This is a genomic window from Sagittula sp. MA-2, assembly GCF_030126985.1.
Lineage (GTDB): Bacteria > Pseudomonadota > Alphaproteobacteria > Rhodobacterales > Rhodobacteraceae > Sagittula.
This window is the reverse complement of record NZ_CP126145.1, coordinates 88,905-103,885: the sequence shown is the minus strand read 5'-3', so window position 1 is coordinate 103,885 and position 14,981 is coordinate 88,905. Positions and strand designations below refer to the sequence as shown.

Genomic DNA, 14,981 nt, shown 5'->3' with positions numbered 1-14,981 from the left:
AGATCCGTTAAGCCTCAGCTGTCGCCGTCGGCCAGGGTCACGTGGATGATCTCGCCGTCGGCCTTGTCGGTGGCCAGCAGGAACGATCCGTCCTCCAGCACCTCCACGTCACGCACGCGGCCAAGGTCGGTCAGCAGGCGCTCTTCCTCGGACACCGTGTCGCCGTCCCAGCCGAGACGCACGATCCCCGGCGCCACCAGCGCGGCGATCAGCAGGTCGCCGTCCCACTCCGGGAACATCCCGCCGTCGTAGAAGGTCATGTCGCCCGGCGCGATCACCGGATCCCAGTAGTAGTCGGGCTGCTCCATGCCGTCCTGAACCGCGATGCCCTCGCTCACCTCGGAGCCGTCGTAGTTCACACCGTAGGAGATCACCGGCCAGCCATAGTTCTTGCCCGCCTCGGTGATGTTGATCTCGTCACCGCCCGCCGGGCCGTGTTCCAGCGTGAACAGCTGGTCGCCGCGCATCGCCGCGCCCTGCACGTTGCGGTGGCCGTAGGACCAGATCGTGTCGATGGCGTCCTCCTGCCCCACGAACGGGTTGTCCTCGGGGGTAGAGCCGTCCAGCGCCACGCGCACCACCTTGCCGTAGGTGGTCGACAGGTCCTGCGACTTCACGCGCTCTTCCTCGGTGAAGTGCTCGCCGGTGGTGATGAAGGCATGGCCGTTGCCGTCAAAGACGATCCGGCTGCCGTAGTGCATCGCCGCCGGGCTCGGCGGGTCCTGCACGAAGATGTCGGAAACCTCGGTCAGCTCGGTCATGTCCTCGGACAGCTTGCCGCGCGCCGCAGCGGTGGCGGATGTGCCGTCGCCCATGCCCTTGGCATAAGTGAAGTAGATCCAGCGGTCTTCCTCGAAATCGGGCCCGACCTTCACGTCCAGCAGACCCGCCTGCGTGCTGTTGCCCGCAGACTCGTTGAAGATCTCCGGCAGGCCGGCAATCGGCTCCGACACGGTGCCGTCCATCTGCACCACGCGCAGCCGTCCCGGGCGTTCCGTCACCAGAAGGCCCGCGTCGCCGGGCAGCGCCTCGATCGCCCACGGATGCTCCAGCCCCTCGGCAAGGACGGTCTGCGTGTAATCGTAGTCGGATGTGACCAGGTCGGCTCGCGTCTGGTTCTCGAAGGCCGGCTCGAAATCGGCTTTCTTCTCGCCCCATTCATGGGTCTGAGCGAGGGCGGGCGTGGTGGCCAGCGCGGCGACGGCAGTCAGCGAGGTAAAGATGCGTGTCATGGATGTCTCCCTTTGTTGTTCTGCCAGCCCAACGAACGGTTCCCGCGCCGGGGTCCATCGCCTGACGCTATCGTGACCTGCGCGCCAGCGGCCCGGCGCCGTCACCAAGGAGCACCCAAAGAAAAAGGCCCCCGCGCGGGCGGGGGCCTTTCGATGTCCTGCGGCCTTGCGACCGGGTCAGCCTGCGATCACTCGCGGCTTTCCGGGGTGTCGACGATCAGCGTGTCGAACTCGTCGCCACCCACCACGTCGTCTTCCACTGCAGCAGCCGGAGCAGCCAGCGCGGCGGCCGCTTCGGCCTCCTCGCGGCGGGCTTCGATCACCACGTTGTCGCGGTCCGTCGCGATCTTGCGGACCTTCATGGTCGCGCCACCCGTACCGGCCGGGATCAGACGGCCCACGATGACGTTCTCCTTGAGACCGATCAGCGTGTCCTTCTTGCCCTGCACCGAGGCCTCGGTCAGCACGCGGGTCGTCTCCTGGAACGAGGCCGCCGAGATGAACGACCGCGTCTGCAGGGACGCCTTGGTGATGCCCAGAAGGATCGGTTCGCCCGATGCCGGACGGCCGCCCTTCTTCTCGGCCTTCGCGTTGGCCTCGTCGAACTCCATCTTGTCGACGTGCTCGCCCTTCAGCAGCGTGGTGTCGCCGCTGTCGAGGATCTCCCACTTCTGCAGCATCTGGCGAACGATGACCTCGACGTGCTTGTCGTTGATCTTCACGCCCTGCAGCCGGTAGACGTCCTGCACCTCGTCGATCATGTAGTTCGCCAGCGCCTCGATCCCCATGATCGAGAGGATGTCGTGCGGCGCCGGGTTGCCGTCCATGATGTAGTCGCCCTTCTGGACGAAGTCGCCTTCGACCACCGGGATGTGCTTGCCCTTCGGGATCATGTACTCTTTCGGTTCCATGTTCTCGTCGGTCGGCTCGATCGTGATGCGGCGCTTGTTCTTGTAGTCCTTGCCGAAGCGCACGTAGCCGTCGATCTCCGCGATGATCGCGTGATCTTTCGGGCGGCGTGCCTCGAAGAGTTCGGCCACACGCGGCAGACCACCGGTGATGTCCTTCGTCTTCGCACCTTCGCGCGGAATACGCGCCACAACGTCACCGGCCTTCACCTCCTGCCCGTCTTCACAGGACAGGATGGCGTCCACGGACATCGGGTAGGTGATCGGGTTGCCCGCATCGTTGCGGACCGGCTCACCGTCGCCGTTCACCAGGATGATCTCCGGCTTCAGGTCGTTGCCCTTCGGCGCGGCGCGCCAGTCGACCACGATCTTCTGCGTCATGCCGGTGGCATCGTCCGTCTCTTCGCGCACGGCCAGGCCGTTCACGAGGTCGACGTGCTTCGCCATACCGTCCTTCTCGGCGATGATCGGCAGGGTGTAGGGGTCCCACTCGATCAGCTTCTCGCCGCGCTTGATGTCCTGGCCGTCGGTCACGAAGACCTTGGAACCATAGCCCACCTTGTGCGACGCGATCTCTTCGCCCTGCTCGTTCACGATCATGATCTGCATGTTGCGGTTCATGACGATCTGCTCGCCCGCGACGTTGGTGATCAGCGACGGGTGCACGAACTGGATCTTGCCGTTCTGCGACGCTTCGAGGAACGACCGCGAGGAACCCTGCGCAACGCCGCCCATGTGGAAGGTCCGCATGGTCAGCTGCGTGCCGGGTTCGCCGATGGACTGCGCCGCGATGATGCCGACGGCTTCGCCGGTGTTCACCTTGGTGCCGCGCGCCAGGTCACGACCGTAGCAGGTCGCGCAGACGCCCTCTTCGGCCTCGCAGGTCAGCGGAGACCGGATGCGTGCCGTCTGCAGGCCCGAGTCCTCGACCATGTCGGCAAGGCGTTCGTCGATCAGCTCGCCGTGGCGCACCATGATGTCGCCCGAAAGCGGGTGCACAAGATCCTCTGCCGCGGTACGGCCAAGGATGCGCTCGCCAAGGCTGGACACCACCTCGCCGTCGTTGACCGCCGCCTGCGCGGTGATCGCACGGTCGGTGCCGCAGTCGTTCAGCCGGATGATGCAGTCCTGCGCCACGTCCACCAGACGACGGGTCAGGTAACCCGAGTTCGCCGTCTTCAGAGCGGTGTCGGACAGACCCTTCCGGGCACCGTGGGTCGAGTTGAAGTACTCGAGAACGGTCAGGCCTTCCTTGAAGTTCGAGATGATCGGCGTTTCGATGATGTCGCCGTTCGGCTTCGCCATCAGGCCGCGCATCGCGCCCAGCTGCTTCATCTGCGTGACCGAGCCACGGGCCTTGGAGTGGGCCATCATGTAAACCGAGTTCGGTTCCATTTCCTGCCCGGCCTCGTTGTACCGCTTGGCGGAGATGGTGTTCATCATCGCCTCGGTGACCTTGTCGTTACACTTCGACCAGGCGTCCACGACCTTGTTGTACTTTTCGCCCTGGGTGATCAGGCCGTCCATGTACTGCTGTTCGAAGTCCTTCACCTGCTCGCGCGTTTCGTCGACCAGCGTCCACTTGTTGTCCGGGATCACCATGTCGTCCTTGCCGAACGAGATGCCGGCCTTGAACGCCTCGACAAAGCCCATGCGCATGATCTGGTCACAGAAGATCACGGACTCCTTCTGGCCGCAGTAGCGGTAGACGGTGTCGATGACGGTCTGCACGTCGCCCTTGCGCAGGAGACGGTTCACCAGGTCGAAGGGCGCCTTGGCGTTCAGCGGCAGGAGCTGGCCAAGACGGACCCGGCCCGGCGTGGTGTCGAACCGCAGCCAGACTTCGTTGCCTTCCTCGTCGATCTGCTTGACGCGGCACTTCACGTTGGCGTGCAGGTGGACCTCACCCGCCGTCAGCGCGTGCTCGACCTCCTCGGGGGAGGCAAAGACCATGCCTTCGCCCTTCATGCCTTCGCGCGCGATGGTCACGTAGTAGAGACCGAGGATCATGTCCTGCGACGGAACGATGATCGGCGAGCCGTTGGCAGGCGACAGGACGTTGTTCGTCGACATCATCAGGACGCGCGCTTCCAGCTGCGCCTCGAGGGACAGCGGGACGTGCACGGCCATCTGGTCGCCGTCGAAGTCGGCGTTGAAGGCCGAGCAGACCAGCGGGTGAAGCTGGATCGCCTTGCCTTCGATCAGGATCGGTTCGAACGCCTGGATGCCCAGACGGTGCAGCGTGGGCGCGCGGTTCAGAAGGACCGGGTGCTCGCGGATCACCTCGTCAAGGATGTCCCAGACCTCGGGACGCTCTTTCTCGACCAGCTTCTTCGCCTGCTTCACGGTCGACGACAGACCCTTCGCCTCAAGCCGCGAGTAGATGAACGGCTTGAACAGTTCGAGCGCCATCTTCTTCGGCAGGCCGCACTGGTGCAGCTTCAGCTCCGGGCCGGTCACGATGACCGAACGGCCGGAGAAGTCGACGCGCTTGCCCAGAAGGTTCTGGCGGAAGCGGCCCTGCTTGCCCTTCAGCATGTCGCTGAGCGACTTCAGCGGACGCTTGTTGGCGCCGGTGATGACCCGGCCGCGGCGGCCGTTGTCGAACAGCGCGTCAACCGACTCCTGCAGCATCCGCTTTTCGTTGCGGACGATGATGTCCGGCGCGCGCAGCTCGATCAGCCGCTTGAGGCGGTTGTTCCGGTTGATCACGCGGCGGTACAGGTCGTTCAGGTCGGAGGTCGCAAAGCGGCCGCCGTCCAGCGGCACCAGCGGACGCAGTTCCGGCGGGATCACGGGGATCACGGTCAGGACCATCCACTCCGGACGGTTGCCGGATTCCAGGAAGGATTCCACGACCTTCAGGCGCTTGATGATCTTCTTGGGCTTCAGTTCGCCGGTGGCTTCCTTGAGGTCGGCGCGCAGGTTCTCGGCCTCGGACTCGAGGTCGATGGCTGCGAGCATCTCGCGGATCGCCTCGGCGCCGATGTTCGCCGTGAAGGCGTCCATGCCGTACTGGTCCTGCGCGTCGAGGAATTCCTCCTCGGTCAGCATCTGGCCGTAGGTCAGGTCGGTCAGGCCCGGCTCGATCACCACGTAGTTCTCGAAGTACAGCACGCGCTCGAGGTCGCGCAGCGTCATGTCCAGCATCAGGCCGATGCGCGAGGGCAGCGACTTGAGGAACCAGATGTGCGCGCAGGGCGCGGCCAGCTCGATGTGGCCCATGCGCTCGCGGCGCACCTTCTGGAGCGTGACTTCGACGCCGCACTTCTCGCAGACGACGCCGCGGTACTTCATGCGCTTGTACTTGCCGCACAGGCATTCGTAGTCCTTGATCGGACCGAAGATGCGCGCGCAGAACAGGCCGTCACGCTCGGGCTTGAACGTGCGGTAGTTGATGGTTTCCGGCTTCTTGATCTCGCCGAAGGACCACGAGAGGATCCGCTCCGGCGACGCCAGCGACACCTTGATCTCGTCAAAGACCTTGGGCGGGGTCAGCGGGTTGAACGGGTTGTTGGTCAGTTCCTGGTTCATGTGTTCCTCACAAATTCAGAGGGAAGCGGGGGCGCGAGGCCAAGATCTTTCGGACGAAAGATCTTGGCGACACAGAGTTTTCGTCGAAAACTCTGTGGGTTACTCGTCCTCCTCCGCATCCAGGAGTTCCATGTTGAGGCCCAGACCCCGGACCTCCTTGACGAGAACGTTGAACGATTCCGGCACGCCGGCCTCGAAGTTGTCCTCGCCCTTGACGATCGACTCGTAGACCTTGGTCCGGCCCGCCACGTCGTCCGACTTCACCGTCAGCATCTCCTGCAGGGTGTAGGCGGCGCCGTAGGCTTCCAGGGCCCAGACCTCCATCTCCCCGAAACGCTGACCACCGAACTGCGCCTTGCCGCCCAGCGGCTGCTGGGTAACGAGCGAGTAGGGCCCCGTCGAACGGGCGTGGATCTTGTCGTCGACCAGGTGGTGCAGCTTCAGCAGGTACTTCACACCCACCGTCACCTTCCGGGCGAACTCCTCGCCGGTACGGCCGTCGAACAGGCGGCTCTGGCCGCTTTCGTCAAAGCCCGCGCGGCGCAGCGCGTCGTTCACGTCCGCTTCCTTCGCACCGTCGAAGACCGGGGTCGCGATCGGGACACCGCGGGTCACGTTGCCCGCCATCTCCACCAGCGCGGTCTCGTCGGCGTCGGCAAAGCCCTCTTCGTAGACCTCGTCGCCGTAGACGATCTTCAGAGCGTCGCGCACCGGGGTCAGGTCACCCGACCGGCGGTACTCCTGCAGCGCCTCGTCCACCTGGATGCCAAGCGAACGCGACGCCCAGCCCATGTGGGTTTCGAGGATCTGACCGACGTTCATCCGCGACGGCACGCCCAGCGGGTTGAGGCAGAAGTCGACCGGCGTACCGTCCGCGAGGAACGGCATGTCCTCCTGCGGCACCACGCGCGACACGACACCCTTGTTGCCGTGACGGCCGGCCATCTTGTCGCCCGGCTGAAGCTTGCGCTTCACCGCGATGAAGACCTTGACCATCTTCATCACGCCCGGGGGCAGATCGTCGCCGCGGCGCACCTTCTCGACCTTGTCCTCGAACCGCGCGTCAAGCGCACGCTTCTGGATCTCGTACTGCTCGTGCAGGGCCTCGACGTGCTTGGCGTCCTCTTCCTCGCCGAGGGCAAGCTGCCACCACTGACCGCGGGTCAGCGTCGACAGAAGCTCTTCGTCGATCTCCGAGTTCGCGCGCACGCCCTTCGGACCCTTCACCGCGGTCTTGCCGAGGATCATGCCCTTCAGACGCGCGTAGATGTTGCGGTCGAGGATGGCGAGTTCGTCGTCCCGGTCACGGGCCAGACGCTCGATTTCCTCGCGCTCGATCTGCAGCGCACGTTCGTCCTTCTCGACGCCGTGACGGTTGAACACGCGGACTTCCACGACGGTGCCGTAGTCGCCCGGCTTCACCCGCAGCGAGGTGTCGCGCACGTCCGAGGCCTTCTCGCCGAAGATGGCGCGGAGGAGTTTCTCTTCCGGCGTCATCGGGCTTTCGCCCTTCGGAGTGATCTTGCCCACCAGGATGTCGCCCGGCTCCACGTCGGCACCGATGTAGACGATGCCCGCCTCGTCGAGGTTGCGCAGCGCCTCTTCACCGACGTTCGGGATGTCCCGGGTGATTTCCTCGGGCCCGAGCTTGGTGTCACGCGCCGCCACTTCGAATTCCTCGATGTGGACAGAGGTGAACACGTCGTCCTTGGCGATCCGCTCCGAGATCAGGATCGAGTCCTCGTAGTTGTAGCCGTTCCACGGCATGAAGGCGACGATGACGTTCTTGCCGAGCGCCAGTTCCCCCATGTCGGTGGACGGGCCGTCCGCGATGACCTCGCCCTTCATCACCGTGTCGCCCACCTTCACGAGCGGCTTCTGGTTGATGCAGGTGTTCTGGTTGGACCGCTGGAACTTGCGCATCCGGTAGATGTCGACGCCCGCGTCACCCAGCTCAAGGTCCTCGGTCGCCCGGATCACGATCCGCTGCGCGTCGACCTGGTCGATGATGCCCGCACGCTTCGCCATGACGGCGGCGCCGGAGTCGCGTGCCACGACTTCCTCGATGCCGGTGCCGATCAGCGGCGCCTCGGCCCGCAGGGTCGGAACCGCCTGACGCTGCATGTTCGAACCCATGAGGGCGCGGTTGGCGTCGTCGTTTTCCAGGAACGGGATCAGCGAGGCCGCGACCGACACCAGCTGCTTCGGCGACACGTCGATCAGGTCGACGGTTTCCGACGGCGCCAGCGTGTAGTCGCCCGCCTGGCGGGTGTTGACCATCTCGTTGGTGAACTTGCCGTTCTCGTCCAGCGAGGCGTTGGCCTGTGCCACCGTGTGCCGCATTTCCTCGGTCGCGGACATGTAGTGGACCTCGTCGGTGACGACGCCCTCCTTCACGACACGATACGGGGTCTCGATGAAGCCGTACTTGTTCACGCGGGCAAAGGTCGCCAGCGAGTTGATCAGGCCGATGTTTGGACCTTCCGGCGTTTCGATCGGGCACATGCGGCCGTAGTGCGTCGGGTGCACGTCGCGCACCTCGAAGCCGGCACGCTCACGCGTCAGACCGCCGGGGCCAAGCGCCGAGAGGCGACGCTTGTGCGTCACTTCGGAGAGCGGGTTGGTCTGGTCCATGAACTGCGACAGCTGCGAGGAGCCGAAGAATTCGCGGACGGCAGCCGCCGCCGGCTTCGCGTTGATCAGGTCCTGCGGCATGACCGTGTCGATCTCGACCGAGGACATGCGTTCCTTGATCGCGCGCTCCATGCGGAGCAGACCGACGCGGTACTGGTTTTCCATCAGTTCGCCGACCGAACGCACACGACGGTTGCCGAGGTGGTCGATGTCGTCGATGTCGCCCTTGCCGTCACGCAGGTCCACCAGCGCCTTGATGCAGGCCACGATGTCGTCGCGGTCCAGCGTGCGCTGGGTGTCCGGCTTGTCGAGCGCGAGACGCATGTTCATCTTCACGCGGCCCACGGCGGACAGGTCGTAACGCTCGCTGTCGAAGAACAGCGTGTCGAACAGCGCCGAGGCGGCTTCGACGGTGGGCGGCTCGCCCGGGCGCATCACGCGGTAGATGTCCAGCAGCGCGGTTTCGCGGGACATGTTCTTGTCCTGCTCCATCGTGTTGCGGATGTACGGGCCGACGTTGATGTTGTCGATGTCGAGGACCGGGATCTCGGTGATGCCCGCGTCCAGCAGCTCCTTCAGGGTGCCGCCCGACACTTCGCCGTCCTTGTCGACGGTCCAGGTCAGCTCGTCGCCGGCCTCGACGTAGATCGCGCCGGTGTCCTCGTTGATGATGTCCTTGGCGACGTACTTGCCGACGATGTGCTCGAACGGGACAAGCAGTTGCTTGACCTTGCCTTCGTCGATCAGCTTCTTCACCGCGCGCGGCGTCACCTTCTTGGTGGCCTCCGCGATGATCTCGCCGGTGTCGGCATCGACCAGGTCGAACGTCGGACGGGTGCCGCGCACGCGCTCAGGGAAGAACTTGGTCGCCCAGCCCTCGCCACGGCGGTACTCGAAGTTCACGGTGTTGTAGTAGGCGTCGCAGATCGCTTCCTGGTCGAGACCAAGCGCGTACAGCAGCGTCGTCACCGGCAGCTTCCGGCGGCGGTCGATGCGCGCGAAGACGATGTCCTTGGCGTCGAACTCGAAGTCCAGCCAGGAGCCGCGGTAGGGGATGATCCGGCAGGCGAACAGCAGCTTGCCCGAGCTGTGCGTCTTGCCCTTGTCGTGGTCGAAGAACACGCCCGGCGAGCGGTGCATCTGGGAAACGATCACGCGCTCGGTGCCGTTCACGATGAACGTACCGTTCGGGGTCATCAGGGGCATGTCGCCCATGAAGACGTCCTGTTCCTTGATGTCCTTGACCGACTTGGCGCCGGTGTCCTCGTCGATATCGAACACGATCAGGCGCAGGGTGACCTTCAGCGGGGCGCTGTAGGTCATGTCGCGCTGCATGCATTCCTCGACGTCGTACTTCGGCTTCTCGAGGTCGTAGTCCACGAATTCGAGGACCGCGGTCTCGTTGAAGTCCTTGATCGGGAAGACCGACTGGAACACGCCCTTGATGCCTTCGCCGTCCATCGGCTTGGGCTGGTCGCCGGACTTCAGGAACAGCTCGTAAGACGATTTCTGAACCTCGATGAGGTTCGGCATTTCAAGAACTTCGCGGATTTTGCCGTAATAGCGGCGGAGGCGTTTCTGACCGAGGAAACTTTGCGCCATGAGGGGAGCACCCTTTCGATTTTCTCTGCCCGAACCTGCACGCTGCCGGGGCCACAGCGGCGGTTCACGTCAGTGACGGCGGGTTGACGGGTCCATTCTCGGCGCGCGTCCCACCGCGTGCCACTCGACCGGTTTCCCTGCCTTGGGAAGCCTCCCGTCTGCGCGCGGAAAACGCATGCAGACGGGAGGCTTGCCAAGACGGGCGAAGGGGGTGCCTGTTGTCCGGATGTTCTGGGGAAGACCGGATATGGGGGCTGGGGTCAGATATTCAACTGTCGTGCGCGCCCCCTGCCTCCGAAACACCTGCGACACGGGTTCGAATCGCTCGAGCCCGTGGGAGACTTCCGAATATTCGGTAAAGCGCATGCGCGCAACCCCCCTTGACCGGGGCGCGCGGTTTTATGCACTTGAAGCAGAATGACAAAAAGCGCCGGTTCCGTCAAGGAGTCATGGAAAAACAACGCTATTCAGCGTCTGGCGTGCCGCTTCCGTGCCAACTCCGCCCGAACGCACAGCAAACCCTTCACGGATCCTCAAGAAGGCGGCACGCCCTTAATCATTTCTTAACCTTCCGGCAATTAGACATGCGAACTCCGTGCGTTGCGTGGTGGGCCCATGATATACAGACTCCTGGACCGCCTTTTTCCACGGTCCTTCACGCGAAAGATCCTGTTCGTCGCCTTCATCGGAACGCACATCCCGCTTCTCGCCTTCACGGTCTTCGTCCTGCTCGGCGACGGCCCCTGGTCCGGCGACAAGACGGGTGCGCTTCTGCTGATCCTCGGGGCGACAGTCGCCGGCACCGGCCTGACGCTGGTCCTGCTGCGGCGGCTGCTCGCCCCGGTCTACGAGGTGACGCGCGCGCTGGCCGCCTTCGAGGAGCGGCGCGAATTCGCGCCCCTGCCCGACCGTCACCGCGACGAGGTGGGCTTTCTCATGGCCGCCACCAACCGGGTCCTGACGGAGGCGCAGCAGCGCATCCACCGCTACCGCTCGGAGGCAGAGACCGATCCCCTGACGACGCTCCTCAACCGGCGCGGGCTGATGCGCGCGCTCGAAGGGGTGGAACAGGGGTCGATCCTCGTGCTCGACATCGACGACTTCAAGGCGATCAACGACACCCACGGCCACCCCATCGGCGACGCCGTCCTGCAGGCCGTCGCCCGGCGCATCACCACGGCAGTGCGGGAAAAGGACATCGTCGCGCGCCTCGGCGGAGAGGAATTCGTCGTCGTCATCAACGACCCGCGCACCGATCCGGAGGACGTGGCCGAGCGGTTGCTGACCTCGATCGGCAGCACGCCTGTCGCGGGCATCGCCGTGACCGCCTCCATCGGCGCGGCCGACTATCGGGGCGACGCGCAGCAGGCGCTCATCAATGCCGACATGCGCACCTACGCCGCCAAGCGGCAGGGCAAGAACCGCTACTGCATCGGCACATGACCCGGCCCGGCAGGGCACCCCGCAAAAAAACAAGCGCCCCCGGATGGGAGCGCTTGCCGTAAACCAGTCGTGAGACGGGAATTACTTGATCTCGACTTCGGCGCCTGCCTCTTCGAGCTTCTTCTTGAGTTCTTCGGCTTCGTCCTTGGAAACGCCTTCCTTGACGGCCTTGCCACCGGCTTCCACCAGTTCCTTGGCTTCTTTCAGGCCCAGGCCGGTGATGCCGCGGACTTCCTTGATCACGTTGATCTTCTTGTCGCCAGCGGACTTGAGGATCACGTCGAACTCGGTCTTTTCTTCTTCGGCTGCCGCGCCTGCGTCGCCTGCCGGGCCAGCCATCATGACTGCGCCGCCGGCGGCCGGCTCGATGCCGTACTCATCCTTGAGGATGGTCTTCAGTTCTTGTGCTTCGAGCAGGGTCAGGTTGACGATTTGCTCAGCAAGTGCTTTGAGATCTGCCATTTTGAGACTCTTTCAGATTTAGATATGGGTTCCAACGTCAGGGAGCATTCCCTACGCAGGTCGAAAGGTTGCTTACGCCGCCTCGCCCTTTTCCTCGATGGTGGTGAGGATGGAGGCGATGTTCGATGCAGGTGCGCCAATGGCGCCGGCGATGTTCGATGCGGGTGCGCCGATGCAGCCGACGATGGAAGCAATAAGCTCATCGCGCGACGGCATTTTCGACACGGCCTCGACACCGGCACGGTCCAGCGTGGTGCCACCCATGGCGCCACCAAGGATCTCAATCTTCTTGTTATCCTTGGCGAAGTCTTCGATGACCTTGGCCGCTGCGACCGGGTCCTCGGAGAAGGTAAGCACCGTCATGCCGTCCAGATACTTGGCGATCCCCTCGGCGGGGGTGCCCTGGACAGCAATCTTGGCGAGCTTGTTCTTGGCGACACGGACCGTTGCTTCACCAGCGCGAGCGCGGTTACGCAGATCCGTCATCTCTGCAACCGTGAGACCCTCGTAGTGGGCAACCACCACGACGCCAGAGCTTTCGAAGATCTGGCCGAGTTCCTCGACCAATTTCTCTTTCTGGGCTCTATCCACAGTTTCACTCCAGTTGTTGGAGGGCGGACCCTCCGGCTCTCAGTCGACCGGGTGTCCCCGATCACAAAGTCCGAATGAGGGTCGACGCATCCTGTGGGCCCGACGCAGAAGCGCGGGGCTGAAAAGATGTCTCTTCCCGTCTCAGGCAGGAATTACCGGGGCCATTTCAGGAAATGGAACCAACCCACCGTCTCGGACGAATTGCGGCGCCGAATACGAATCGCATCCGGCACCGCGAGGCCTGCATTAGCACCGGCCATTATTTCTTGCAATCATTCAATCAAATCCCGCCGCGCATCCGTTCGCGCAAGGCGACACTAAATTCCGCCGGGTCCTTTATCCCGTAAAGCTCCCGCACCAGCGGAGAGATCAAGGCCCGTTCCTGCGTCGCCTCGAACCCGCCCATGTCCGCCAGCATTCCCTGCTCGTACAGAAAATCGTCGGCGTAGCCGGTCAGCACCCATGACTTGTCGAAGGGCACCACCCCGCGCTTTGTCCGGTTCACCGCCCGGGCCAGCACGTTGGTGCAGTTGGAAAACAGCGTGTTGTACCAGCGCGGCTCCGTCACCAGTTCCTCGCTCTCGCGCAGCATCGCCTTTAGCACGGCGCGCTGCTGCTCGATGGGGATCGACAGCGGGTAGAGGTACAGCTGATCGCCCGCCCAGAACTCCGAATTGCCGAACATGTCGCGCTCGGTCGTCCAGACAAAGAAGTACTCGAAGACCGGCAGCACGGCGGCCAGCGGCGCGTTGTAGCTCTCGCCCTCTTCGCGCCGCGCCTCGACGGAGGCGACATAGGTCTTCCCGTCGCGAAAGCGGAAGGACAGCATGGTGTGGGCGATGGCCTCGCTGCCGGTGAACGGCTCGACCACGAAATAGGCCTGCTCCAGCTCCTCGGGGACGAGGGTCGCGTTGATCCAGGCCTCGCGCGCGACGCTGCCGTCGGGGGCGTAATCCCAGTTGCGGATATTGCGGATCACCGCCGCCTCCTCCCCGGCAGAGACCAGCGGCAGGCGGCTGTGATCGGCGCGCCAGTCGCGGTCGTGCGACGGCAGCAGAACCACCCACGGCAGGTAGAGGACCACGGCGATGGCGGCCACGGCGATGGCGAAAACCTTGAGAACGCGCTTCATGCGGCCGTCTTACCGCGCCGCGTTGAAACGGCAAAGACGGGATACCCTGACCCTGCCGCCTCCTCCTGACAGCCCCTTCGGACAGTCCCTTCGGACAGTCCCAAAGAAAAAGGGCGCCCCGGCGGGACGCCCTCCTTCAATTCCTGGAACGGTCGGCTCAGTTGCCGGTCGCGTTCGACACGTCGACGGTGACGCCCGGGCCCATGGAGGAAGACAGCGAGATCTTCTTCATGTAGGTGCCCTTCGCGCCCGTCGGCTTGGCCGCGGACACGGCGTTCACGAACGCGCGGATGTTCTCGGCCAGCTTGGCCTCGTCGAAGGAGACCTTGCCGACACCTGCGTGCACGACACCGGCCTTCTCCGCCTTGAACTGGACCTGACCGCCCTTGGCTGCCTCGACGGCCTCCTTGACGTCCATGGTCACGGTGCCGACCTTCGGGTTCGGCATCAGGTTCCGCGGGCCGAGGATCTTGCCCAGACGACCGACGATCGGCATCATGTCCGGCGTCGCGATGCAACGGTCGAACTCGATGGTGCCGCCCTGGATGGTTTCCATCAGGTCTTCGGCGCCGACGATGTCCGCACCGGCTTCCTTCGCCTCGTCCGCCTTCGGGCCACGTGCAAAGACTGCCACGCGGACGGTCTTGCCGGTGCCGTTCGGCAGGCCGACCACGCCGCGGACCATCTGGTCGGCGTGACGCGGATCGACACCGAGGTTCATCGCGATTTCCACGGTCTCGTCGAACTTCGCGTTGGAGTTCGACTTGATCAGGGAAACGGCTTCCTCGACAGTGATGTTTTCCTTGCCTTCGAAGGCTTCGCGGGCTGCACGGGTGCGCTTACCAAGTTTTGCCATGACGATTACCCTTTCACCTCGATGCCCATCGACCGGGCGGAGCCCAGGATGATCTGCATTGCCGCTTCGACGTCGTTCGCCGAAAGGTCCTTCATCTTGGCTTCGGCGATCTCGCGGACCTGCGCCACGGTGACGTGTGCGATGGTCTCACGGCCCGGCTTCTCGGCACCGCGGGGGCGGTTACGCTTGCCCACGGGCTTCAGGCCGGCGGCCTTCTTCAGGTAGTAAGACGCGGGGGGCGTCTTGATGTCCATCGTGAAGGACTTGTCCTGGTAGTAGGTGATCACGGTCGGGCACGGCGCGCCGGGCTCCATTTCCTGCGTCTTGGCGTTGAACGCCTTGCAGAATTCCATGATGTTGATGCCGCGCTGACCCAGCGCCGGACCGACCGGCGGGGAGGGGTTGGCCTTGCCTGCAGGGATCTGCAGCTTCATCTTGCCGGCGAGCTTCTTTGCCATCGGCTTTCTCCTTTTCCATCTCCCCCGCGACGCGTCGAAGGGGCTTCTTGTGGCGTGGTCAGGTCCGGATCTCGCGTGACCCTCGCCTCCCACGGTGGATTGCGCGCAACCTGACGGTTCCGCAGCAAC

The 14,981-nt window shown here is 64.1% G+C and carries 9 protein-coding genes; 1 reads left to right on the top strand and 8 read right to left on the bottom strand.

The genetic code is table 11. From position 1 onward, the window contains the following. Window positions 1–14 precede the first annotated feature (14 nt). The 3 genes from QNI11_RS00480 to rpoB all read right to left on the bottom strand — a co-directional run bounded on the left by QNI11_RS00480 (window position 15) and on the right by rpoB (window position 9,910). Complete coding sequence (locus QNI11_RS00480; protein WP_283981946.1) at window positions 15–1,232, bottom strand: PQQ-dependent sugar dehydrogenase; 1,218 nt, start codon at window positions 1,230–1,232, stop codon at window positions 15–17. A 188-nt stretch (window positions 1,233–1,420) separates the two neighbouring features. Beyond that, window positions 1,421–5,674 carry a DNA-directed RNA polymerase subunit beta' gene (rpoC, locus tag QNI11_RS00475; protein ID WP_283981945.1) on the bottom strand — a complete coding sequence of 1,418 codons (4,254 nt, stop codon included), beginning with the start codon at window positions 5,672–5,674 and terminating at the stop codon, window positions 1,421–1,423. Window positions 5,675–5,773: 99 nt separating this feature from the next. Beyond that, window positions 5,774–9,910: a DNA-directed RNA polymerase subunit beta gene (rpoB, locus tag QNI11_RS00470; protein WP_100928305.1), complete on the bottom strand. Its 4,137-nt coding sequence runs from the start codon at window positions 9,908–9,910 to the stop codon at window positions 5,774–5,776. A gap of 615 nt (window positions 9,911–10,525) precedes the next feature. Here rpoB and QNI11_RS00465 point away from each other — a divergent pair. Beyond that, complete coding sequence (locus tag QNI11_RS00465; RefSeq protein WP_283981944.1) at window positions 10,526–11,353, top strand: GGDEF domain-containing protein; 828 nt, start codon at window positions 10,526–10,528, stop codon at window positions 11,351–11,353. Window positions 11,354–11,434: 81 nt separating this feature from the next. Here QNI11_RS00465 and rplL read toward each other — a convergent pair whose 3' ends face one another. The 5 genes from rplL to rplK form a co-directional block, all read right to left on the bottom strand. Continuing rightward, window positions 11,435–11,815, bottom strand: a complete 381-nt coding sequence (gene rplL, locus QNI11_RS00460) for a 50S ribosomal protein L7/L12 (RefSeq protein WP_100928307.1) — start codon at window positions 11,813–11,815, stop codon at window positions 11,435–11,437. Window positions 11,816–11,887: 72 nt separating this feature from the next. Further along, window positions 11,888–12,406, bottom strand: coding sequence for a 50S ribosomal protein L10 (gene rplJ, locus QNI11_RS00455; protein WP_100928308.1), 519 nt, complete (start codon window positions 12,404–12,406; stop codon window positions 11,888–11,890). A 280-nt stretch (window positions 12,407–12,686) separates the two neighbouring features. Then, a complete protein-coding gene (locus tag QNI11_RS00450; RefSeq protein WP_100928309.1) occupies window positions 12,687–13,538 on the bottom strand; it encodes a DUF4105 domain-containing protein in 852 nt (283 codons plus the stop codon). Between the two features lie 157 nt (window positions 13,539–13,695). Beyond that, window positions 13,696–14,394, bottom strand: a complete 699-nt coding sequence (rplA, locus tag QNI11_RS00445) for a 50S ribosomal protein L1 (RefSeq protein WP_100928310.1) — start codon at window positions 14,392–14,394, stop codon at window positions 13,696–13,698. Between the two features lie 5 nt (window positions 14,395–14,399). Then, window positions 14,400–14,852, bottom strand: a complete 453-nt coding sequence (gene rplK / locus QNI11_RS00440; RefSeq protein ID WP_005862823.1) for a 50S ribosomal protein L11 — start codon at window positions 14,850–14,852, stop codon at window positions 14,400–14,402. Between the last annotated feature and the right edge of the window lie 129 nt (window positions 14,853–14,981).

Coding starts and splice junctions, on each gene's coding strand:
- QNI11_RS00480 (WP_283981946.1), bottom strand. CDS start 1,232: ATGACACGCATCTTTACCTCGCTGACTGCCGTCGCCGCGCTGGCCACC.
- rpoC (WP_283981945.1), bottom strand. CDS start 5,674: ATGAACCAGGAACTGACCAACAACCCGTTCAACCCGCTGACCCCGCCC.
- rpoB (WP_100928305.1), bottom strand. CDS start 9,910: ATGGCGCAAAGTTTCCTCGGTCAGAAACGCCTCCGCCGCTATTACGGC.
- QNI11_RS00465 (WP_283981944.1), top strand. CDS start 10,526: ATGATATACAGACTCCTGGACCGCCTTTTTCCACGGTCCTTCACGCGA.
- rplL (WP_100928307.1), bottom strand. CDS start 11,815: ATGGCAGATCTCAAAGCACTTGCTGAGCAAATCGTCAACCTGACCCTG.
- QNI11_RS00450 (WP_100928309.1), bottom strand. CDS start 13,538: ATGAAGCGCGTTCTCAAGGTTTTCGCCATCGCCGTGGCCGCCATCGCC.
- rplA (WP_100928310.1), bottom strand. CDS start 14,394: ATGGCAAAACTTGGTAAGCGCACCCGTGCAGCCCGCGAAGCCTTCGAA.
- rplK (WP_005862823.1), bottom strand. CDS start 14,852: ATGGCAAAGAAGCTCGCCGGCAAGATGAAGCTGCAGATCCCTGCAGGC.